The organism is Burkholderia sp. 22313 (assembly GCF_052045245.1).
Taxonomy (GTDB): Bacteria; Pseudomonadota; Gammaproteobacteria; order Burkholderiales; family Burkholderiaceae; genus Burkholderia.
Genome location: NZ_JBQEON010000004.1, coordinates 231,713 through 253,286 on the forward strand (window position 1 = coordinate 231,713; position 21,574 = coordinate 253,286).

Annotated in this window: 22 protein-coding genes; 9 read left to right on the top strand and 13 right to left on the bottom strand. The window is 67.8% G+C overall.

What is annotated here, in order from left to right:
• Positions 1 to 6: 6 nt before the first annotated feature.
• The 3 genes from ACTJKF_RS05910 to pyk form a co-directional block, all read right to left on the bottom strand.
• On the bottom strand, positions 7 to 897 hold the full coding sequence (locus tag ACTJKF_RS05910; protein WP_440622623.1) for a phosphoribosylaminoimidazolesuccinocarboxamide synthase: 891 nt from the start codon (positions 895 to 897) through the stop codon (positions 7 to 9).
• 231 nt (positions 898 to 1,128) lie between these two features.
• On the bottom strand, positions 1,129 to 2,193 hold the full coding sequence (gene fba, locus ACTJKF_RS05915; protein WP_440622624.1) for a class II fructose-bisphosphate aldolase: 1,065 nt from the start codon (positions 2,191 to 2,193) through the stop codon (positions 1,129 to 1,131).
• A 313-nt stretch (positions 2,194 to 2,506) separates the two neighbouring features.
• Positions 2,507 to 3,943 carry a pyruvate kinase gene (gene pyk, locus ACTJKF_RS05920; RefSeq protein WP_059447904.1) on the bottom strand — a complete coding sequence of 479 codons (1,437 nt, stop codon included), beginning with the start codon at positions 3,941 to 3,943 and terminating at the stop codon, positions 2,507 to 2,509.
• Between pyk and ACTJKF_RS05925 the strand changes: the two genes are divergently transcribed.
• The gene (locus ACTJKF_RS05925) at positions 3,942 to 4,070 is read left to right on the top strand and encodes a hypothetical protein (RefSeq protein ID WP_021164118.1); all 129 of its coding nucleotides are present in this window, start codon (positions 3,942 to 3,944) and stop codon (positions 4,068 to 4,070) included. The two genes, pyk and ACTJKF_RS05925, sit on opposite strands and share 2 nt — an antisense overlap.
• A 157-nt stretch (positions 4,071 to 4,227) precedes the next feature.
• Here ACTJKF_RS05925 and ACTJKF_RS05930 read toward each other — a convergent pair whose 3' ends face one another.
• The 3 genes from ACTJKF_RS05930 to ACTJKF_RS05940 form a co-directional block, all read right to left on the bottom strand.
• Positions 4,228 to 5,424 carry a phosphoglycerate kinase gene (locus tag ACTJKF_RS05930; protein WP_175822409.1) on the bottom strand — a complete coding sequence of 399 codons (1,197 nt, stop codon included), beginning with the start codon at positions 5,422 to 5,424 and terminating at the stop codon, positions 4,228 to 4,230.
• Between the two features lie 270 nt (positions 5,425 to 5,694).
• Positions 5,695 to 6,018: an AzlD domain-containing protein gene (locus ACTJKF_RS05935; RefSeq protein WP_124833665.1), complete on the bottom strand. Its 324-nt coding sequence runs from the start codon at positions 6,016 to 6,018 to the stop codon at positions 5,695 to 5,697.
• Entirely contained in the window at positions 6,015 to 6,770 is a 756-nt protein-coding gene (locus tag ACTJKF_RS05940; RefSeq protein ID WP_440622625.1) for an AzlC family ABC transporter permease, read from the bottom strand. The genes ACTJKF_RS05935 and ACTJKF_RS05940 overlap by 4 nt, the downstream gene beginning before the upstream one ends.
• Positions 6,771 to 6,977: 207 nt before the next feature.
• On the opposite strand from ACTJKF_RS05940, the gene ACTJKF_RS05945 reads away from it, so the two are divergent.
• From ACTJKF_RS05945 to ACTJKF_RS05970, 6 genes are all read left to right on the top strand, one after another.
• Positions 6,978 to 7,901: a branched-chain amino acid transaminase gene (locus ACTJKF_RS05945; protein WP_440622626.1), complete on the top strand. Its 924-nt coding sequence runs from the start codon at positions 6,978 to 6,980 to the stop codon at positions 7,899 to 7,901.
• 51 nt (positions 7,902 to 7,952) lie between these two features.
• A complete protein-coding gene (locus ACTJKF_RS05950; RefSeq protein ID WP_006749970.1) occupies positions 7,953 to 8,147 on the top strand; it encodes a zinc-finger domain-containing protein in 195 nt (64 codons plus the stop codon).
• A gap of 141 nt (positions 8,148 to 8,288) precedes the next feature.
• On the top strand, positions 8,289 to 9,326 hold the full coding sequence (gene waaF, locus ACTJKF_RS05955) for a lipopolysaccharide heptosyltransferase II (protein WP_440622627.1): 1,038 nt from the start codon (positions 8,289 to 8,291) through the stop codon (positions 9,324 to 9,326).
• A gap of 115 nt (positions 9,327 to 9,441) precedes the next feature.
• Positions 9,442 to 9,888 carry a nuclear transport factor 2 family protein gene (locus tag ACTJKF_RS05960; RefSeq protein ID WP_096507184.1) on the top strand — a complete coding sequence of 149 codons (447 nt, stop codon included), beginning with the start codon at positions 9,442 to 9,444 and terminating at the stop codon, positions 9,886 to 9,888.
• A 34-nt stretch (positions 9,889 to 9,922) separates the two neighbouring features.
• Positions 9,923 to 10,960 (top strand): hydrolase, encoded by a 1,038-nt coding sequence (locus ACTJKF_RS05965; protein ID WP_440622628.1) that lies wholly within the window; start codon positions 9,923 to 9,925, stop codon positions 10,958 to 10,960.
• Positions 10,953 to 11,555, top strand: coding sequence for a DUF2946 family protein (locus ACTJKF_RS05970; RefSeq protein WP_440622629.1), 603 nt, complete (start codon positions 10,953 to 10,955; stop codon positions 11,553 to 11,555). Before ACTJKF_RS05965 ends, ACTJKF_RS05970 begins: the two co-directional genes overlap by 8 nt.
• A gap of 36 nt (positions 11,556 to 11,591) precedes the next feature.
• On the opposite strand, the gene ACTJKF_RS05975 is transcribed toward ACTJKF_RS05970, so the two are convergent.
• A complete protein-coding gene (locus ACTJKF_RS05975; RefSeq protein WP_440622630.1) occupies positions 11,592 to 13,286 on the bottom strand; it encodes a M48 family metalloprotease in 1,695 nt (564 codons plus the stop codon).
• 210 nt (positions 13,287 to 13,496) lie between these two features.
• Between ACTJKF_RS05975 and moaC the strand changes: the two genes are divergently transcribed.
• Positions 13,497 to 13,985 (top strand): cyclic pyranopterin monophosphate synthase MoaC, encoded by a 489-nt coding sequence (gene moaC, locus ACTJKF_RS05980; protein ID WP_440622631.1) that lies wholly within the window; start codon positions 13,497 to 13,499, stop codon positions 13,983 to 13,985.
• 91 nt (positions 13,986 to 14,076) lie between these two features.
• Positions 14,077 to 15,282 (top strand): hypothetical protein, encoded by a 1,206-nt coding sequence (locus ACTJKF_RS05985; RefSeq protein ID WP_440622632.1) that lies wholly within the window; start codon positions 14,077 to 14,079, stop codon positions 15,280 to 15,282.
• Positions 15,283 to 15,387: 105 nt separating this feature from the next.
• Here ACTJKF_RS05985 and ACTJKF_RS05990 read toward each other — a convergent pair whose 3' ends face one another.
• The 6 genes from ACTJKF_RS05990 to sucC form a co-directional block, all read right to left on the bottom strand.
• Complete coding sequence (locus ACTJKF_RS05990) at positions 15,388 to 15,738, bottom strand: TonB family protein (protein ID WP_440622633.1); 351 nt, start codon at positions 15,736 to 15,738, stop codon at positions 15,388 to 15,390.
• Positions 15,739 to 15,952: 214 nt separating this feature from the next.
• Complete coding sequence (locus tag ACTJKF_RS05995; RefSeq protein WP_440622634.1) at positions 15,953 to 17,731, bottom strand: PglL family O-oligosaccharyltransferase; 1,779 nt, start codon at positions 17,729 to 17,731, stop codon at positions 15,953 to 15,955.
• Between the two features lie 150 nt (positions 17,732 to 17,881).
• Positions 17,882 to 18,478 (bottom strand): pilin, encoded by a 597-nt coding sequence (locus ACTJKF_RS06000; protein ID WP_440622635.1) that lies wholly within the window; start codon positions 18,476 to 18,478, stop codon positions 17,882 to 17,884.
• 97 nt (positions 18,479 to 18,575) lie between these two features.
• Positions 18,576 to 19,280, bottom strand: coding sequence for a TerC family protein (locus ACTJKF_RS06005; protein ID WP_440622636.1), 705 nt, complete (start codon positions 19,278 to 19,280; stop codon positions 18,576 to 18,578).
• A gap of 156 nt (positions 19,281 to 19,436) precedes the next feature.
• Positions 19,437 to 20,318, bottom strand: coding sequence for a succinate--CoA ligase subunit alpha (gene sucD / locus ACTJKF_RS06010; RefSeq protein WP_006477916.1), 882 nt, complete (start codon positions 20,316 to 20,318; stop codon positions 19,437 to 19,439).
• 64 nt (positions 20,319 to 20,382) lie between these two features.
• Positions 20,383 to 21,549 (bottom strand): ADP-forming succinate--CoA ligase subunit beta, encoded by a 1,167-nt coding sequence (sucC, locus tag ACTJKF_RS06015; protein ID WP_006477915.1) that lies wholly within the window; start codon positions 21,547 to 21,549, stop codon positions 20,383 to 20,385.
• Between the last annotated feature and the right edge of the window lie 25 nt (positions 21,550 to 21,574).

Below are 21,574 nucleotides of genomic sequence, written 5' to 3' on the forward strand. Positions count from 1 at the left end.
CTTCTGTCAGGCGAGCGGCTGGCCGGTGATGCGCTCGAGCGCTTCCTGGTACTTCGCGGCCGTCTTCTCGACGACGTCGGCCGGCAGCGCCGGCGCCGGCGCGGTCTTGCCCCACGGCTGCGCCTCGAGCCAGTCGCGCACGAACTGCTTGTCGAACGACGGCGGGTTGGTGCCGACCTGGTACTGGTCGGCCGGCCAGAAGCGCGACGAATCGGCGGTCAGCACTTCGTCCATCAGGTACAGCTTGCCGTGGTTGTCGAGGCCGAATTCGAACTTCGTGTCGGCGATGATGATGCCGCGCGTCGCCGCGTAGTCGGCCGCTTCCTTGTACAGGCGGATCGAGATGTCGCGGATCGTCGCGGCCAGCTCGGTGCCGATGCGGCGCTCGGTTTCCTCGAACGTGATGTTCTCGTCGTGCTCGCCGAGCTCGGCCTTCGCGGCCGGCGTGAAGATCGGCTCGGGCAGCTTCTGCGCGTTCTGCAGGCCTTCCGGCAGCGGCACGCCGCACACGGCGCCCGACGCCTGGTATTCCTTCCAGCCGCTGCCGGCCAGGTAGCCGCGCACGACCGCTTCGATCATGATCGGCTCGAGGCGCTTGACGACCGCGGCGCGGCCCTTGACCTGCTCGACCTCATCGGCCGCGACGACTGCTTCCGGTGCGTCGCCCGTCAGGTGGTTCGGCACGATGTGCGCGAGCTTGTCGAACCAGAAGTTGGCCATCTGGTTCAGCACGCGGCCCTTGTTCGGAATCGGCTCGCCCATGATCACGTCGAATGCCGACAGGCGATCGGTCGTGACGATCAGGAGCTTGTCGTTGCCGACCGCGTAGTTGTCGCGGACCTTGCCGCGACCGAGGAGCGGCAGCGAGCGGAGCGTGGATTCGTAAAGGGTAGACATCGTCTTTTCGCAGATAAGGAGCCAAACAAAAAGGGAAACGCCGTTCCCCGCGGCAGGCGGGAACGGCGGTCTTGCAATGCGTCGGCGAACCGCCGGGAGATCACGCCCGTCGGTTGCCGGCCGGCCCTCGTTCGGCCGGACGGAACGGCTGCCGAAGCCGGATCCGATCCGGCCCCAAGGCAGTCAGCCCCGGCCCGGCGCGACACCGGGCGGGGCAATCGTACTACAGTCTCAGCGCACGACCTGCGCGAGCGCGCCGGACTTGTACTGTTCGGCGATCTTGTCGAGCGACACCGGCTTGATCTTCGCGGCCTGGCCTTCGCAGCCGAACGCGAGGAAGCGGTCGACGCAGACCTTCTTCGCCGCTTCGCGCGCGGGCTTCAGGTAGTCGCGCGGATCGAACTTGCCCGGGTTCTCGAACAGGTAGCGGCGGATCGCGCCGGTAATGGCGAGACGCAGGTCGGTGTCGATGTTGATCTTGCGCACGCCGTGCTTGATGCCTTCCTGGATTTCCTCGACCGGCACGCCGTAGGTTTCCTTCATGTCGCCGCCGAATTCGCGGATCTCGGCCAGCAGTTCCTGCGGCACCGACGACGAACCGTGCATCACCAGGTGCGTGTTCGGGATGCGTGCGTGGATTTCCTTGATGCGCTGGATCGACAGGATGTCGCCCGTCGGCTTCTTCGAGAACTTGTACGCGCCGTGCGACGTGCCGATCGCGATCGCGAGGGCGTCGCACTGGGTCAGCTTCACGAAGTCGGCGGCCTGCTCCGGATCGGTCAGCAACTGCTCGCGGGTCATCGTGCCTTCCGCGCCGTGGCCGTCTTCCTTGTCGCCCTTCATCGTCTCGAGCGAGCCGAGCACGCCGAGTTCGGCTTCGACCGTCACGCCGATCGAGTGCGCCATCTCGACGACCTTGCGCGACACGTCGACGTTGTATTCGTACGAGGCGACCGTCTTGCCGTCGGCTTCGAGCGAGCCGTCCATCATCACGCTGGTGAAGCCGCTGCGGATCGCGGCCATGCAGACTGCCGGCGACTGGCCGTGATCCTGGTGCATCACGACCGGGATGTGCGGATACGACTCGACCGCCGCTTCGATCAGGTGGCGCAGGAACGGCTCGCCCGCGTACTTACGCGCGCCGGCCGATGCCTGCATGATCACGGGCGCGCCGACCTGATCCGCCGCCGCCATGATCGCCTGGACCTGTTCCAGGTTGTTCACGTTGAAGGCCGGCAGGCCATAACCTTGCTCTGCCGCGTGGTCCAGCAATTGACGCATTGATACGAGAGGCATTGTGGAACTCCTTGGAATGAAAACCGGTGCGCCCTGACGCCGGCGCGGCGCTCGCTCCCGTCTGGACCGGGACGGCACGGCGCGGCTGAGCGTCGAATAGCCGCATTTTATCGCGAAGCGCCTCCGATTCCGACCGACCGGTGACGCGTACTCGCAATTTGTTACCTTCGCACGGCACAATCCACCCAAAAAACAGAAAAAAAGCCGCGCGGGGCTCCAGACCCCGCGCGGCTTTCGTCAGAAAATGGCGCCCGATCGGCTCGGGCGGCTGCCCGGCCGGTCAACAGGCCGGCCGATGCATGCCGTGCCCGGCTCAATAATGCTCGCCGACCCGCACGATCTTCAGCGTGTTGGTGCCCCCCGCCTGCCCCATCGGCTCGCCGACGGTCAGCACGACCATGTCGCCGTGCTGCACGTAGCCCTGCTTCACGACGATCTCGAGTGCCGCCTGCAGCGCCGAGTCGCGGTCGCTGTTGAAGTCGACGTGCAGCGGCGTCACGTTGCGGTACAGCGCCATCGTGCGCTCGCTGCCGACGCGCGGCGTCAGCGCGAAGATCGGCACGTGCGTGTAGTGACGCGACATCCACAGCGCGGTCGCGCCCGATTCGGTCAGCGCGACGATTGCCTTCGCACCGAGGTGATACGCGGTGAACAGCGCGCCCATCGCGATCGACTGGTCGATCCGCGTGAACGTGCGGTCGAGGAAATCCTTGTCCAGCTCGACGTGCTCGGACTTTTCCGCCTCGACGCACACGGCCGCCATCGTCTCGATCGTGACGACCGGGTACTTGCCGGCGGCCGTCTCGGCCGACAGCATCACCGCGTCGGTGCCGTCGAGCACCGCGTTCGCGACGTCCGACACTTCCGCGCGGGTCGGCACGGGCGCGTGGATCATCGATTCCATCATCTGCGTCGCGGTGATCACGAGCTTGTTCGACTCGCGCGCCATCCGGATCATCCGCTTCTGCAGCGCCGGCACGGCCGCGTTACCGACTTCCACCGCGAGGTCGCCACGGGCGACCATGATGCCGTCGGATGCGTCGAGGATGCTCTGCAGCGCCGGAATCGCTTCCGCGCGCTCGATCTTCGCGATCATCTTCGGCTTGATGCCGTACGGCGCGCCCGCGATGTTCGCGAGCTGGCGCGCCATTTCCATGTCGGTCGCGTTCTTCGGGAACGACACCGCGACGAGATCCGCGCCGAGCGACATCGCCGTGCGGATGTCCTCCATGTCCTTCGCGGTCAGCGCGGGCGCCGACAGGCCGCCGCCCTGGCGGTTGATCCCCTTGTTGTTCGACAGCTCGCCGCCCACCTTGACGATCGTGTGGATCTCGTCGCCGAGCACGCGCTCGACCGTCAGCACGATCAGGCCGTCGTTCAGCAGCAGCAGGTCGCCCGGCTTCAGGTCACGCGGCAGTTCCTTGTAGTCGAGGCCGACCCGCTCGTCGTTGCCGAGCTCGCAGCCCGCGTCGAGGATGAAGGCCTGGCCCGGCACGAGCGTCGTCTTGCCGTTCTCGAACTTGCCGACGCGGATCTTCGGGCCCTGGAGGTCGGCCATGATCGCGATCTCGCGGCCGACCTTGCGGGCAGCCTCGCGCACCATCTCGGCGCGCTGGCGGTGATCGTCGGCCGTGCCGTGCGAAAAATTGAGCCGCACGACGTCGAGGCCCGCCTGCATCATCTGCAGCAGAATCTCCGGCGAACTGGAAGCCGGGCCGATCGTGGCGACTATCTTGGTGGCGCGCTGCATGAAACTCCTCATCTGGATCAAGGTGGATGCGCTGGGTGAAACGCTGCGAGAGCCGGAAGCGGCGGGCCCAGCGGCGGCCGTTCCGGGGGGCGTGCCGGTGCTTGCGCCCGGCATCGCTTTGTTCTGAATCTCGTGGTGCTGCACGGCCGCGTCGCCGGCGGCCGCCGGTGCGCGCGGGGCGGTGTTCGCCCGCGCGGGCGCGCGTTTGCGCTTGCCCGCGCCGGCCGGCTGCTCCGCTTTCGCGGAGCGCACGGCCTTCGTCACCCCTGCGCGCGCCGCCACGCTCAGGCCGCCCGCGTTTCGAGCACTTCCACCGCCGGCAGCTTCTTCCCCTCGAGGAACTCGAGGAAGGCGCCGCCGCCCGTCGAGATATAGCTGACCTGGTCGTGGATGCCGTACTTCGCGATGGCCGCGAGCGTGTCGCCGCCGCCCGCGATCGAGAACGCGGACGATTTGGCGATGGCTTCGGCGAGCGTCCTGGTGCCGTTGCCGAACTGGTCGAACTCGAACACGCCGACCGGGCCGTTCCACACGATCGTGCCGGCCTTCTCGAGCTGGCTGGCGAGCGCCTTGGCGGTGTCCGGGCCGATGTCGAGGATCATGTCGTCCGCTTCGATGTCGGCGACCTGCTTCACCGTGGCCGCGGCCGTCGGCGAGAATTCCTTGGCCGTCACGACGTCGGTCGGGATCGGCACCGACGCGCCGCGCTCGCGCGCTTCGTCGATGATCGCCTTCGCTTCCGCGACGAGATCGGCTTCCGCGAGCGACTTGCCGATCGACAGGCCGGCCGCGAGCATGAACGTGTTCGCGATGCCGCCGCCGACGATCAACTGGTCGACCTTCCCGGCCAGCGACTTGAGGATGGTCAGCTTGGTCGACACCTTCGAACCGGCGACGATCGCAACCAGCGGACGCGCCGGGTTGCCGAGCGCCTTGCCGAGCGCGTCGAGTTCGGCGGCCAGCAGCGGGCCCGCGCACGCGACCGGCGCGTACTTGGCGATCCCGTGGGTGGTCGCTTCCGCGCGGTGCGCGGTGCCGAACGCGTCGTTCACGTACACGTCGCAGAGCTTCGCCATCTTCTGGGCGAGCTCGTCCGAATTCTTCTTCTCGCCCTTGTTCACGCGGCAGTTCTCGAGCAGCACGACCTGGCCAGGCGCGACGTTCACGCCGTTCTCGACCCAGTTCGACACGAGCGGCACGTCCCGGCCGAGCAGTTCGGCGAGGCGCTTCGCGACCGGCGCGAGCGAATCTTCCGGCTTGAATTCGCCTTCGGTCGGACGACCGAGGTGCGACGTGACCATCACGGCCGCGCCGGCGTCGAGCGCGGCCTGGATGGCCGGCACGGACGCGCGCACCCGCGTGTCTTCGGTGATGTTGCCGTGATCGTCCTGCGGGACGTTCAGGTCGGCGCGGATGAATACCCGCTTGCCGGCGAGCTGGCCGGCGGCGATCAGGTCGGTAAGACGCTTGACTTGGCTCATGTTGAACAGATTGAAGTAGTGGATGGGGAAAGGGGGTTCACGCTGGACGTGCGCGGGCTGCCGCGAAAGGGCGCCGGATGCGGCCGTGGCTGGCGGTTCGCATGACGCGCACGGGAAAAAATCTCGAACGGGCATTCTAGCCGATCCACCCGGCAGACTGACCCGCGGGCGGCGAATTCCGCCTATTTGGGATCGCACGCGGCGATCGATACATTGCCGCAACGCAACAATGCCCGTGCGCAAGCGGCCGGCGGCCGGTGCGGCGATGCGTCAGAAGATCAGGCGCAGCACGGTGAAGACGAGCATTCCGACGATGATCGTGCCGAGCATGCTGCGGCGCCACAAAAACCAGCCGAGGCCGGCGAGCGCCGCGTAGAACGGATGGTTGGACAGCGCAAACGACAGCCCGGCCGGCGTTTCGAGCACGTCGGGCAGCACGACCGCGACGAGCGCGGCGGCCGGGGCGTAGCGCAAAGCGCGCTGCGCGCGCTCGGGCAGCACCGTGCGTTCGCCGCCGAGCAGGAACAGCGCGCGCGTGACGGCCGTGACGATCGTCATGCCGACGATCACGATCCAGATCTCCGTCGCGCTCATTCGATTTCCTTGTCGTGCACGGTTTCGGTGCGAATGCGGCGCCAGTCGGCGCGTTCGACGAAGAAATCGGCCGTGCAGCCGGCCGCGAGCGCGGCCAGCACCGCGATCGGCAACGCGAGCCGGTACGGCAGGTCGAACGCGATCAGCGACACGATGCCCGCGACCGCGACGGCCGCGAGCGTCGAGCGGTTCGCGACCGCCGACACCATGATCGGGATCAGCGCGAGCGTGCCGGCCAGCTCCAGCCCCCAGCTCGCGGGAAAGACGCTCGCGAGCAGGATGCCGGCGAGCGACGACACCTGCCACGACGCCCAGCTCGCGAGCGCCATCCCCCAGAAGTACGCCTCCTTGCCCGGCACCTGGCCGTACGCGAAGCCCTGTTTCTGGAACAGCAGGTAGATCACGTCGCCGTTGAAATAGCCGATCGCGAGGCGCCGCCACAGCGGCAGGTAGGAAAAATGGGGAGCAAGCCCGGCGCTGAAGATCACGAAGCGCATGTTGACCATCGCGGCCGTAAGCAGGATCGTCCAGACCGGCAGCTTCGCGACGAGGAGCGGCAGCACCGCGAGCTGCGACGAGCCCGCGTAGACGAAGATCGACATCGCGCTCGCCTGCCCGAGCGTCATCACCGACTTGCTCATCGCGACGCCGGTGACGAGCCCCCAGGACAGGATCGCCATCAGTGTCGGGGAATAGTCGCGCGCGCCCTGGATCAGCGCGAAGCGGTCGGTGGCGGACAATCGAGCGTGCATGGGAAAGCGGGCCGCAGCGGGCGGTTCGTCCGGGCCCCGGCGCCTCCTGCCGGCACGGCCCGTCGTTATTGGAATCGGTGCCGGACGATTATAGCGCCGGCCCCGCGCCGGCCGACCGGATCGACACCAAATGACGCTAAAATGTGCGTCTTTCCGGCTCAACGCTGCACACACCCCGCAGCACCTCACCGCTTCCAGGAGAATCCTATGTCAATGGCCGACCGCGACGGCAAGATCTGGATGGACGGCAAGCTGATCGACTGGCGCGACGCCAAGATCCACGTCCTGACCCATACGCTGCACTACGGCATGGGCGTCTTCGAGGGCGTGCGCGCGTACAAGGCGGCCGACGGCAGCACCGCGATCTTCCGCCTGCCCGAGCACACCAAACGTCTGCAGAATTCGGCGAAGATCTTCCAGATGGACGTGCCGTTCGACCGGGAAACCCTCGAAGCCGCGCAACTCGAAGTCGTGCGCGAGAACAAGCTCGAGTCGTGCTACCTGCGCCCGATCATCTGGGTCGGCTCGGAAAAGCTCGGCGTGTCCGCGAAGGGCAACACGATCCACGTCGCGATCGCCGCGTGGCCGTGGGGCGCCTACCTCGGCGAGGACGGCCTCGCGAAGGGCATCCGCGTGAAGACGTCGTCGTTCACGCGCCACCACGTGAACGTGTCGATGGTGCGCGCGAAGGCGTCGGGCTGGTACGTGAACTCGATCCTCGCGAACCAGGAAGCGACTGCCGACGGCTACGACGAAGCGCTGCTGCTCGACGTCGACGGCTACGTGTCGGAAGGCTCCGGCGAGAACTTCTTCCTGGTCAACAACGGCAAGCTGTACACGCCCGACCTGGCGTCGTGCCTCGACGGCATCACGCGCGACACGGTCATCACGCTCGCGAAGGACGCCGGCATCGAGGTGATCGAGAAGCGCATCACGCGCGACGAGGTCTACACGGCCGACGAAGCGTTCTTCACGGGCACGGCCGCCGAAGTCACGCCGATCCGCGAGCTCGACAACCGCACGATCGGCAGCGGCGCACGCGGCCCGGTCACGGAAAAGCTCCAGTCGGCGTTTTTCGATATCGTGTCGGGCAAGAACGCGAAGTACGCGCACTGGCTGACGAAGGTCTGAGTGCGCTGCACCACCGACCGCCCCACAAAAGAGTGATAAAGAGAAAGTCTCATGAGTGAAATCAAGGAAATGCCGCTGGTCGAGCTGACGGCCAAGGATCTCCCCGCCTACTGCCCGAACCCGGCCATGGCACGCTGGAGCGCGCACCCGCGCGTCTTCATCGACGTGTCGCACGGCGAAGCGCGCTGCCCGTACTGCGGCACGCGCTACAAGCTGCGCGACGGCGAGGTGGTCAAGGGCCACTGAGCCCCGTCAGCCGGGCCCGAGGGCCCGCCGCTCGCGAGGCGGCGCAGCCGGCATGCCGGCGCGCCGCCCTTTTCCCGTTCTGAACAACCCGAACGCGGTGCCTGTGCACCGTGCTTCATTACGACATCGGAAGTCGACCTGATGCGTCGAGCGCTGGTTATCGCACCGAACTGGATCGGTGACGCATTGATGGCGCAGCCGCTTTTTGCGCTGCTGAAGAAGCTCCATCCCCGCATCGCGATCGATGCCGTCGCGCCCACCTGGGTCGCGCCCGTGCTCGAGCGGATGCCCGAGATCCACGATGTCCACGCGACCGACCTCGCGCACGGCAAGCTGCAGCTGCTGCGCCGCTGGCAGCTCGCGAGCGACCTGCGCGACGTCGGCTACGACGCGGCGTACGTGCTGCCGAATTCGCTGAAGTCCGCCGTGATCCCGTGGCTCGCGAACATTCCGCTGCGGATCGGCTATACGGGCGAGCACCGCTACGGCCTGTTGAACGTGCGTCACGCGAACCCCGACAAGTCGGCCGAACGTCCGCCGATGACGACGCACTACGCGGCGCTCGCGTATGCGCCGGGCGCGAAGCTGCCCGAGTCGATGAAGACGCTGCCGCCGCCGCGCCTCGACGCCGACCTGAACGAGACGGCGCGCGTGTCCGCACGTTTCAATCTCGATACACGCAAGCCGCTCGTCGTGTTCTGCCCCGGCGCGGAATACGGTCCGGCCAAGCGCTGGCCGCCCGAGCATTTCGCGACGCTCGCGACGATCGTCCACCAGTCGTTCCCGTACACGCAGATCATCGCGCTCGGCTCGCAGAAGGACGCCGCCGCCGCGCAGGCGATCGCCGACCACGCGCCGAACGTGCGCAACCTGTGCGGGCAGACGTCGCTGTCCGAGGCGTGCGCGCTGATCGCGCGCGCGAATGCGGTCGTGACCAACGATTCGGGGCTGATGCACGTCGCCGCCGCGCTGCGCCGGCCGCTCGTCGCGCTGTACGGCTCGACGGATCCGCGCCACACCCCTCCGCTGTCGGAGCTGGCGAAGGTACAATGGTTGCATCTCGAATGCAGTCCCTGCTTCCAACGCGAGTGCCCGCTCGGCCATCTGAACTGCCTGCGCGAACTCGGTCCCGAGCAGGTATTCGGCGATTTGCGCGGCATGCTCGTCGGGCAGCGCTGACCCTGACCGGCAGCGCCGCACGACGCGCCGGGCAATCCGATTCACCGGTGCACGGCGGCTCCACCCGGGCCGCCGTGCTGAATACGGCGCGCGACGCGCGCGAGAGATAACCCCGATGCCACGTTTTGCCCGCCTTTTCGAAGCCGCTGCCGATACGCTGAACGCCTACTACCAGGCCGTCGCCGATGCCAATCTCGACGCGCTGCTGGGGTTGTGGATCGACGAGGACTTCGCCAGCTGCGTCTGGGCCGACGGCGAGCATCTGCACGGCCTCGACCAGATTCGCAGCGGGCTGGCCAACCGGCTCGCAACGCGCCCGGTGACGATCGAACCGCTCGACATTCGCGTGTACGACAGTCTCGGCACCGTCGTCTACACGATCGCCGAAGCACATCAGCAGGCCGACCTGACGGCCGACCCCGACATGGTTTTCGCCACGTACGTGATGATCCACGAACGCGGCGAGTGGCGCATCGCGCATATCCACGCGAGCCCGATTCCTGAACAGGCGGCCGGACAATTCGCCGCGAAGATCCGTCACGGGCAGGGTCCGCTGCACTGACGACGTAACGAAGCAACGCATTAGCGGGGCGATCATGAGTACGGCTTCTCCGCCCACCTCGCCGCTGACCGGGGCCCCGGCCCCCGACGACGATTCATTGCGCTATCGCGCACCACGCTGGCTGCCGAACAGCCATGCGCAAACCATCGTGCCCGCGCTGTTCGCACGGCGCCCGGCCGTCGCGTACCGACGCGAGCGATGGGAAACCCCCGACCACGACTTCATCGATCTCGACTGGGTCGCGCATCTCGACAGCGCGGCGCCGGCACCCGATGCGCCGCTGTTCGTGCTGTTCCACGGCCTCGAGGGCAGTTCCGGCTCGCACTACGCGCTGGCGATGATGGCCGCCGCGCGCGCAAAGGGCTGGCACGCGGTCGTCCCGCACTTTCGCAGTTGCAGCGGCGAGATCAACCGGCAGCCGCGTTTCTACCATCTCGCCGACAGCGCCGAGGTCGACTGGATCCTGCGCCGGCTCGCCGCGCAGCATCGCGGGCCGGTCGTCGCGGCCGGCGTGTCGCTCGGCGGCAACGTGCTGCTGCGCTGGCTCGGCGAACACCGCAGCGACACGTCGATCGTGCACGCGGCCGCCGCGATCTCGACGCCGATCGACGTGCATGCGGGCGGCCGTGCGTTGTCGCAGGGTTTCGCGATGGTCTATACGCGCAGTTTCCTGAAGACGCTGAAGCGCAAGGCACTCGCGAAGCTCGATCAGTATCCGGGGCTGTTCGACCGCGACGCGATGCTGCGGGCCGTGACGATGCGCGACTTCGACGAAGTCGTGACCGCGCCGCTGCACGGCTTCGCCGACGCCGACGACTACTGGACCCAGGCGACGACGCGTCCGCTGCTGCCCGCAATCGACGTGCCCACACTGATCCTCAACGCCCGCAACGATCCGTTCCTGCCGGAATCCGCGCTGCCGAGCGCCGCCGACGTGTCGCCGGCCGTCGAGCTCGACCAGCCCGAGCACGGCGGCCATGCGGGATTCATGACCGGGCCGTTCCCCGGCCGACTCGACTGGCTGTCGGCGCGGGTGTTCGGCTATTGCTCCAAATTCGTCGACCATGGATGACATCGTCAGGCAGGCCCTCGCCAAGTGGCCGAACGTCCCGCACTGCACCGGCTGGCTGCTGCTCGACCGGCGCGGCGAGTGGCGGCTGCGCGACGCCGCCGCGCAAGCCGCCGGCGAGCTCGGCTCGCCGATCCGGCATGCGGCGCTGAACGCGTTCATCGGACGCAATTTCGAATGCGACGCGCACGGCCAGTGGTTTTTCCAGAACGGGCCGCAGCGCGTGTACGTCGAGCTCGCCTATACGCCGTGGGTCGTGCGCCTGGCCGAACGCGACGGACGGCTCACGCTGGCCGACCAGACCGGCGCACCGTTCGAGCCCGACGCCGCGTGGCTCGACGATGCGGGCGGCGTGCTGTTTCGCGCGGCCGGCACGCCGCCGCGCGTCGCGGCGCTGCACGACCATGATCTCGGCCTGTTCGCCGATCACGCGGACTTCGACGCGACGCCGCCCGTGCTGCGCTGGCGCGACGGACGCACGCTGCCGCTCGGCAACCTCGTCTGCGCCGACGTGCCGGCCACGTTCGGCTTCGTCGCGAGTCCTGCGCAGCGGGCGCTTCGCGACGCGTCGCCGGATGACGGCAACGTCGAAGGCTGAAGGCGCGACCGCCCTGCCCTGCCCGCCTGGCGGCCGTCATCCGCGGCCGTTCTTTTCGTCCTCGCGCTCTTCCTTGTAGCGCGCCTCGAATTCCAGCAGCCGCGCGCCGATGATCGACTGGTCGTAGAACGACACGTCCTTCGCGTCGCGCGCCTCCTTCAACTGCCGGATCGCCGACGGCCACGCACCGTCGAGCGCGAGCTTCTCCGCAAGCGCACGGCGCCGCGCCAGCACGTCGCCCTTGCCGTCGCTCGCCTTCGCGAGGTAGTCCCACCAGTCCGGCTGCTCCGGGTCCGCCTTCGCCTGGGTGTGCGCGAGCGCCTGTGCTTCGGCGAAGCGGCGCGCGGCGATCAGCGCCTGCAGGTGCGCGACGATCGCCGCATGCGACGCCGGCCAGCGCCGCTGCGCGAGTGCCGCGAGCCGCACCGCGTCGTCGGTCCGGCCCGCGCGGCGGGCGATGTCGGCGGCGAGCACGTCGAGGCTCGGCGAACTCGTCGCCGGATCGTCCGCGCGCCGCTCGCGTGCGTCGAAGCCGGCGCGTGCCGACGCAAGCGCCTTGTCGGCCGCGTCGTACTGGCCGAGCAGCGTGTTCGCGAGCGCAATCCCGTACTCGTTCGCCGCGACGTTCGGCGCGGTGCGATCGTCGAGCTCGAGCTGCATCCGGCGCGCCTCCGCCGCGATGTCGTTCGGCGCGCGGTTCTGCAGAATGCGCAGCCGCGCACGCACGAAGCCGTATTCGGCCGACTGGCGCGGCTGCCGGTACGGCGCGCGGCGCGCGCGATCCTCCATGTCGGCGATCCGCTCGCCCGTCAGCGGGTGCGTGCGCGCATAGGCCGGCACGCCCGCATCGCCCATCGACGCGCGTTCGAGCCGTTCGAAGAAGCCCGGCATTCCGTACGGGTCGTAGCCGGCGCCGGCGAGCAACTGGAACCCGACACGATCGGCTTCGCGCTCGGCCGTCCGCGAGAAACGCAGCTGGTTGTCGACCGCATACGCCTGCCCGCCCATCGCGATCGCGCTGCCGAGATCGCCGCTGCGTGCGAGCACGCCCGCCAGCACGCCGAGCAGCATCGACGCGAGCGCGGCGTAGCCCGTCTTCTCGTTCGCGCCGATCATCCGCGCGATGTGCCGCTGCAGCACGTGGCCCATCTCGTGGCCGACCACCGACGCGAGTTCGGATTCCGTCTGCGTCGTGACGACCAGCCCGCTGTTGATCCCGATGAAGCCGCCCGGCATCGAGAACGCGTTGATCTGCGGATCGCGCACCGGAAACAGCTCGAAGTCCGGCGTGTAGCCGCCGATATAGCGCGCCGCCGCCGCGGCCGCGAGCCGCTTCGCGATCGCGTTCAGGTAGTCGCGCACGAGCCAGTCGTCGAGATAGTCCGGGTCGCGCCGCACCTCGCGCATCACGCGTTCGCCGAGACGGCGCTCGGCCTGCGGCGTGAGCGAACCGCCGGAGCCGTCGCCGAGGTCGGGCAGCTCCAGCGCGCGCAGCGGGGCGCGCAGGCCCGCAACGGGCGCGGATGCGCCGTCGGTGCCCGACAACCGGCTTTCCGCGCCGCCGTAGGTGCCGAATACGCCGGTCGCGATGCCGGGCGGCACCGTCGAAATCGACGGCGACGCGCCGGCCGCCGGTTCGAGCGGCAGCGCGGACGCACGCTGTGCGTAGCCGCTCGGCGGCAGCACGAGCGCCGCCGACAGCAACACGGCAAGCAACTGTTTGACACGCATGGCAGGTTGAAGGCGACGCCGTCCCGCGCGCCGGGCGCGCATCGCGGCGGTTGGTCTGAATATTCGGGTCATTGTACCGGTGCGATCGCGACTGTTCGGTGCGGCGGATGCGTCATCTGCGCGCCTGGCGCAGCACGGGCCACTGCTATGATAGGCGCCCGTCGGATGCGGTGGCTCGACCTGCCGCGAAACAGGAGATCGGAGCAAGACATGTCAGGACTTACCCATTTCGACGCCGCCGGCCACGCGCACATGGTCGACGTCGGCGGCAAGCAGGAAACGCAACGCATCGCGGTCGCGCGCGGCACGATCCGGATGCTGCCGGCGACGTTCGCGCTGATTCGCGACGGCAAGGCGAAAAAAGGCGACGTGCTCGGCGTCGCGCGCATCGCCGCGATCCAGGGCGCAAAGCGCACCGCCGACCTCATTCCGCTGTGTCACCCGCTCGCGCTGACGCGCGTGGCCGTCGACTTCGAACTCGATGACGCACTGCCGGGCGTGCACTGCGTCGCGCAGGTCGAGACGTTCGGGCGGACCGGCGTCGAGATGGAAGCGCTGACCGCCGTGCAGGTCGGGCTGCTGACCGTGTACGACATGTGCAAGGCGGTTGATCGGGGGATGGTGATCACCGATGTGAGCGTGCGGGAGAAGCGCGGCGGGAAGTCGGGAGACTGGAGGGCGGACGACGCGGCGGGTTGAAGCACGCGTGCGCCGGGGCAGTTCGGGATAAATCGTCGGCCGTAACGATTCCCCATTTCAAACAATAGAAAATCAGAAGAACAAGTCATCGATGAAGAAGACGCTGCAGTACGCCGCGCCGATACTGTGCGCACTGTTCACGCTGCCCGCCGCGAGCTTCGCCGCCGGCCCATGCCCCGCCGCCGACACCGCCGCACGCGCAGCCATCGACGCGCAGCACCGCGTCCAGCAAGCCCGCAATCCGCAAAGCGACGGTGGCGGCACCGTCGACGTCTCGCCGCCTTTGCGCGACGCGATCCGCGCGTACAAGCAGGCGCTCGTCGGCGCGATCGACGCACGGCTCGCATGCAGCGACGAACACGTCGATCCGGCCGCGCTGCAAAGCACACTGGCGGCAACGCTCGGCGTCCCCGCCCAACCTGCGCAGCCGAAAACCGGCGAATCGGCGTTCGGCCACAACCCGGACGTCGACGTCACGCGCGACGGCACGTCCCGCCCGCTTCTCTTCGTGCGCGCCGGCTTCGACATCGCGTGCGGCGACGACAACCTGCTCACGGCCTTTGCATGGGAAAACGGCGGCTGGCGCCGCGTGCTGCGCTGGCAAGCCGACGACTACAAGAACATTGGCGGTGCCTACGGCAGTGGCTTCTGGTTTGGCGCGTTGCCCGACGGGCAGGTGGCAGTCGTCCACGGCACGCCGTGGTGCTCGTCGCGCTGGAGCCGGTTCGGCGCGGACGTGGTCGCGCCGGCGAACGGCGCGGCCGCGCAACGCACGCTGTTCCACACGGATCACGGCTACGTGCTCGACGACAACGCGATCCGCTTCAAGGTGCGCCCCGACGGCTTCGAGATGCGCACGACGGTCGGCTCGCGCGACAGCGACGTGATGACGCGACCGGGCATCTTCCGCTATCGCGTCGACGGCGACACCGTGCAACGCGTGCAGCCCGTCTCGGTCAACGGCCGCGATTTCGTCGACGAGTGGCTCGAAGCGAACGATGCGTTCGCGCGCGAATGGACCGAGCCGGCGGCGGCCGCGGCGGCGCTGAAGGCCCGGCAGGCGTTCAATGCGGAAAGCAAGGCGCCCGATATCGGGTTCGCGTATGGTCCGGTACGCGGCTGCTCGGACAGCAAGGATCGCTTCCAGGTCGAACTGGATCTGACCGGCAAGGAAGGTGAGACGGTCGCGCGGCGCTACGCGCTGATCCGCCAGGAGCGCAACGGGTTCACGATGCTCGGACTGCACAAGACGGCCGAGCCGGCATGCCACGGCGCGAACCTGATGCCGCAGCGCTGAACCGCGATCATGCGATGAAACGGCGCCCCGGGACGGTGGCGCCGGACAGGAAACGCCGGCAAGCAGCCACCGCGCCGCGGCATGCCCCGCCGCGCCGGCCGCCCATCACTCGCCGCGGCGCGGCTCGAACACGAACGGTTGCGTGAGCAGGAACGGATTCGCGGTCGCGCCGGTCTGTGCGCAGGTCGCGTGCGTCATCGCTTCGACCGCCGCGCGATCCGCGGCCGCGTTGCGGCTGCTCGTCGTGACCGTGACGTTCTGCGCTTCGCCAGACGTCGTCATCATCGCGCGCACCAGCACCGTCACCGGACGCGTGAGCGGTTTCGCGGTATCGGGATAGATGGCGCGCGGAATGTGGCACGTCAGCTTGCTGTCCTGCGACGACGACAGCATCGCGCAGCCGGAAAACAGCACGGCGACGGCAGGCAGGATCAGGTAGGTCGAGCGAATAGCCATGGTCGAATATCGTTCTTCAGTACTGTGTGCGCATTGTGCACGCGCCGCCTCGCGCGTGGCGGCGATTTGACAATGGTTGACGCGAATCGCACCGGATTCGGCCAGCATCCATTCGTTCCGGGAAGCAATCGCCGCCCCGTCACGGCCGGCCGCCGCTCCCTGCGCCACCGCAATCCGACAGGCGCCGGGATTCCCCGCCCGGCGCTGCGCGACATTACTCCGAATCGTCGTCCGACTCGTCGCCCTCCGCGTCGGGCGGCACTTCCCCGTACTTCGCGACGAGCGTCGCCTTGAACGCCTTCAGTGCCGGTTGCTGGTCGCACAGCTTGTACAGCGACGCGAGCTGCTGCGGCCAGTCCTTCAATTCCTTCGCAAACACGTGCAGGCGCGCGACCGTGTCGAGCGCGTCGTCTTCGCGGCCGGCCAGTGCCTGCAGCGCCGCATAGCGGCGCAGCACCGTCTCGCCCGGCAGCAGCGCGATCGCGCGCTCGTGCGCGGCAAGCTTCAGCGGCAGGTTGTCCGGCGAAATCGTCAGTAGCGTGGCCGCCCCGTAATCGCCCCACGCGCCGAACAGCCGCGACGGCGCATCGCGGTACTGCGCGGCCGGATCGTTGCCGTAGTACAGCACTTCCGCACGCTGGTAGTCCCGCAGCACGGGCACCGCCGCCAGCACGCCGCCGATCGACAGCACCGCGAACAACCCGAACGCCGCGCGGCCCGGCAGCAGACGCAGCGGCTTCACGTCGAGCAGGCCGATCACGAACATCGCCGGCAGCAGGAAGAACATGTACTGCTGCGGGTATTCGACAAGCGCATGCATCAGCAGGATGCCGATCAACGCGAGGCCGAACACGCGCGTGCTCGACTGCGGCGCGCGTACGGCGCGCACGAACCACGTCACAAGCGCGATGACGAGCACGCCAAGGCCGACGAGGCCGGACTTCGCGAGCAGGTCGATGAAGATGTCGTGCGAGTTGTTCGCGATTTCGACGCCGCCGAGCGTGCGCACCAGCGCGAACTGGTGCGACGGGAATTCGCCCCAGCCGACGCCGAGCAGCGGATGCTCGCGGAACATCGCCAGCCCGTACTTCCACAGCGCGAGGCGCGGCGCGATCTGCCCCGCGTCGCGCATCCGCTCGGCCGCCGATTCGGCGAGCCCCAGGTGGAAACGCACGTTGGCCCAGCGCACCGCGACGTTCACCGCGACGAACGCCACCGCGAGCGCGACCGGCATCAGCCATGCGCGGCGGTTGCCCGGCGTGCGGCGCGACTCGAGCCATGCCATCCAGAAACCGGCGACGACCATCACCGCGACCTGCAGCCACGGGCCGCGCGACACCGTCAACGCGAGCCCGCCGGACAACACGATCGACAGCGCGAGCCACGCCCACACCGCGAGCCGGCGCGTCTGCACCAGATACAGCGCACCCGCAAGCGCGAACGCGATGTAGGTCGCCAGGTGGTTGGCCTGCGCCATGTTGCCGTACGGACGGCGGTCGACCGCGACGTTGTACAGCACGACGAACGGCGACACCGCGGATTCGAAATGGAACAACTGCACGACCTGGCTCGCGACCGCGAGCATCCCGCCCAACAGCAGCGCACCGGCCATCATTTGCGCGGTGGCTTCGGCAAGCCCCTCGCGCGCGAGCGCGTAGCCAGCCTGCATCGCGACCAGCGCGGCGGCCAGATAGCCGACCGCCAGCCAGTTCATCGACGGCACCTTCAGCGGCATCAGCGCGACCTGCGCGATCAGCACCGCTGCGAACCCGAGCGGCGCGACGAAGGCCGCCGGCGCGGCGAACGGCTGGGCCGGGCGCCCCGTGCGCGCGAGCAGCACGACGGAGAGCCCCACCAGCAGATACAGCACCAGCGCGGCAAACTCGGAATAGAAAGTCGGGATCGGATACGTATGATTCGTGATCGAGTACGGCACGATCAGGGCGACAGCCAGCGCAACGAGCGGCAACGAACGGGAAAAAGTAGAAGGCATGAGCGAACCGGATGTCAGCAACCGGCGCACTATACAAAACTTTCCTCGCTCTGTGCGGGCCGGTCGCGCCGTTATCCGATGCGACAGGGCCGCCACGGCGGGTGCCGCGCCGTGCCGGCCAGCCCCGCGCTGGTCGCCACGCCGCCTACGCTACGCGCGGCATTCCGCGGGCGCATATTTCGCGGGCAGCGTCGCCGCGTCCGCCGGCAACGGCCCCGCGCCCGGCGCCGGCAGCGACGAAGCCGTCTTGCCGGCGGCAAAACACTCCCACACGATGGCACCGGCCTGCATCGCACCCTTTTTGAGCGGGACGCGAGCGGTCGGCGTGTCGGCCTTGTCCGGTGCGGACGGCACCAGGACGAGCGTATTCGTGCCAGCTGCGGCGACGCGGGCTGTGAAGGACACCGTGATCTGGCCCGTGTCGCCGTCGATGACCACGGATTCGACGTTGCGGGTGCCGGCCGGGGGGCTGTAGCCGCCGTCGAGGCCCGCGCCGCTCGCGGCGTTGTCGGCAACCGCGAGCCGCGCGGACGACGCGAGCGCGAGCCCCTCCCCGACGCGCGAACGCGCGAGGTAGTCCTGGTACGCGGGAATTGCATAGGCCGCGATCACGCCGACGATTGCGAGCACGATCATCAGCTCGATCAGCGTGAAGCCAGCCGGCCGCCAGCGCGGCACCGGCCGGCGCGCGCGCTGCAGATCGGCGGCGAGGCGACGAAACAGGGAAACGGAAAAAGCTTCGAACATGACAGGCTCCGGAAACGAAAAACGCCTGCCGAATCAGGCAGGCGTTTCGATCGTAGCCAGCGGGCCGCGAACCCGGCAGTCGGCCGGACGGCCAACGTCAATGCGCTTGCGCAACGCCGCGGCGACGCCGCAGCGCGTAACCGGCCACCACGACGAACAGTGCGCCGGCGATGCTCGCGCCGTAGATCGCGGCCGGCGTATCGAGCACCGGCCAGCGATCGCCGACCGGATCGTGCACCATCAGCCCGCCCGCGATCCAGCCGAGCAGCCCGGCGCCCAACGCGACGACGACCGGAAAGCGGTCGAGCAGCTTCAGCACCAGCGTGCTGCCCCATACGATGATCGGCACGCTGACGACGAGCCCGAAAATCACCAGCGCCAGCCGGTGCGTCGGATCCGCCTGCTCGGCCGCGCCGGCGATCGCGATCACGTTGTCGAGGCTCATCACGGCGTCGGCGATCACGATCGTCTTCACGGCGTCCCACAGCCGGTCGGCCGGCTTCACGTTGTCGTGGGCGTCGGCGTCGGGGGCCATCAGCTTGATACCGATCCACAGCAGCAACAGGCCGCCGCCGAACTTCAGGAACGGCACGTCGAGCAGCACGACCGCGAACGCGATCAATGCGACCCGCAGCAGGATCGCGCCGGCCGTGCCCCATACGACACCACGCAGCCGCTGGTTGGCCGGCAGGTTGCGGCACGCGAGCGCGATCACGACCGCGTTGTCGCCGCCGAGGAGGATGTCGATGATGACGATCTGAAGCACGGCGCCCCAGTGGAGCGACGTCAGGAATTCAAGCATGAGCGGTTTCGGGTGAAGGCAGTGGTTGCCGGACAAGAAGGCCGGGCGAACGCCGGACGTGCGTCGCGCATGCCCGGTGCTTACAAAAACATTGCACGAGCATAACAAAAAACGCCGGCAAAGCCGGCGTTTTCTGCAGGACGAAACACGCGGAACTTACAGCGCCTTCTTCAGCAGGCGCCCCATTTCCGACGGGTTGCGCGTGACGGTGATGCCGCACGCTTCCATGATTTCCAGCTTCGCTTCGGCCGTATCCGCACCGCCCGAGATCAGCGCGCCGGCGTGGCCCATGCGCTTGCCCGGAGGCGCCGTGACGCCCGCGATGAAGCCGACGACCGGCTTCTTCATGTTGTCCTTGATCCACTCTGCCGCGTTGGCTTCGTCCGGACCACCGATTTCGCCGATCATCACGACCGCATCCGTATCCGGATCGTCGTTGAACATCTTCATCACGTCGATGTGCTTCAGACCGTTGATCGGGTCGCCGCCGATACCGACTGCCGACGACTGGCCGAGGCCGAGTGCCGTCAGCTGAGCAACCGCTTCATACGTCAGCGTGCCCGAACGCGACACGACGCCGATGCGGCCCTTGCGGTGGATGTGACCCGGCATGATGCCGATCTTCAGTTCGTCCGGCGTGATCGTGCCCGGGCAGTTCGGCCCGAGCAGCAGCGTCTTGCGGCCTTCGCGACGCATGCGGTCCTTCACTTCGATCATGTCGCGCACGGGGATGCCTTCCGTGATGCAGATCGCGAGATCGAGGTCGGCTTCGACCGCTTCCCAGATCGCAGCGGCAGCGCCTGCCGGCGGAACGTAGATGACCGACACGGTCGCGCCGGTTTCCGCCTTCGCTTCCTTGACGCTCGCGTAGATCGGAATGCCTTCGAAATCTTCGCCGGCCTTCTTCGGGTTCACGCCCGCGACGAATGCTTCGCGGCCGTTTGCGTATTCACGGCAGGCGCGCGTATGGAACTGACCGGTTTTGCCGGTAATGCCCTGCGTGATGACCTTCGTGTCCTTGTTGATCAGAATCGACATGTATTTTGACCTCTGTTCGATTGGCGTCGCGTGCAAGCCGCGCCGCCATGCGTATTCGATAGCGTTACTTGCCTGCGGCAGCCGCGACGACCTTCTGCGCAGCTTCTTCCATGCTGTCGGCCGAGATGATCGGCAGGCCCGAATCGGCCAGCATCTTCTTGCCGAGGTCCTCGTTCGTGCCCTTCATGCGCACGACGAGCGGCACGTTCAGGTTCACGGCCTTCGAACCGGCGATCACGCCTTCCGCGATCACGTCGCAGCGCATGATGCCGCCGAAGATGTTCACGAGGATCGCCTTCAGATCCGGGTTCTTCAGCATCAGCTTGAACGCTTCCGTGACCTTCTCGGTCGTCGCACCACCGCCGACGTCCAGGAAGTTCGCCGGTTCGCCGCCGAACAGCTTGATGGTGTCCATCGTCGCCATTGCCAGGCCTGCGCCGTTCACGAGACAGCCGATGTTGCCGTCGAGCGAGATGTACGCGAGGTCGAACTTCGACGCTTCGATTTCAGCCGGATCTTCTTCGTCCAGGTCGCGGTACGCGACGATTTCCGGGTGGCGGAACAGCGCGTTCGAGTCGAAGTTGAACTTCGCGTCGAGCGCGGTGACCTTGCCGTCGCCGGAAACGTTCAGCGGGTTGATTTCAGCCAGCGATGCGTCGGTTTCCCAGAATGCCTTGTACAGGCCTTGCAGGATCGCGCGCGCTTGCGGAATCGAAGCAGCCGGCACGCCGATCTTCGCGGCGAGATCGTCGGCTTGCGCATCGAGCAGGCCCGTCGACGGCTCGACGATGACCTTGTGGATCAGTTCCGGGTGCTTTTCGGCGACTTCTTCGATGTCCATGCCGCCTTCGCTCGAACCCATCAGCACGATCTTCTGCGAGATGCGATCGACGACGAGGCTGACATACAGTTCCTGCTTGATGTCGGCGCCTTCTTCGATCATCAGGCGGTTGACCTTCTGGCCTTCCGGACCGGTCTGGTGCGTGACGAGCTGCATGCCGAGGATCTGGTTCGCGTATTCGCGCACCTGCTCGATCGACTTCGCCACCTTCACGCCGCCGCCCTTGCCACGGCCACCCGCGTGAATCTGAGCCTTCACGACCCAAACCGGGCCGCCGAGCTCTTCCGCCACCTTGACGGCCTCGTCAACCGAGAACGCCGGCTTGCCGCGCGGTACCGCGACGCCGAATTTCCGCAGGATTTCCTTACCCTGGTACTCGTGAATCTTCATGCGTGATTCCCTTCAGTCTGAGAGT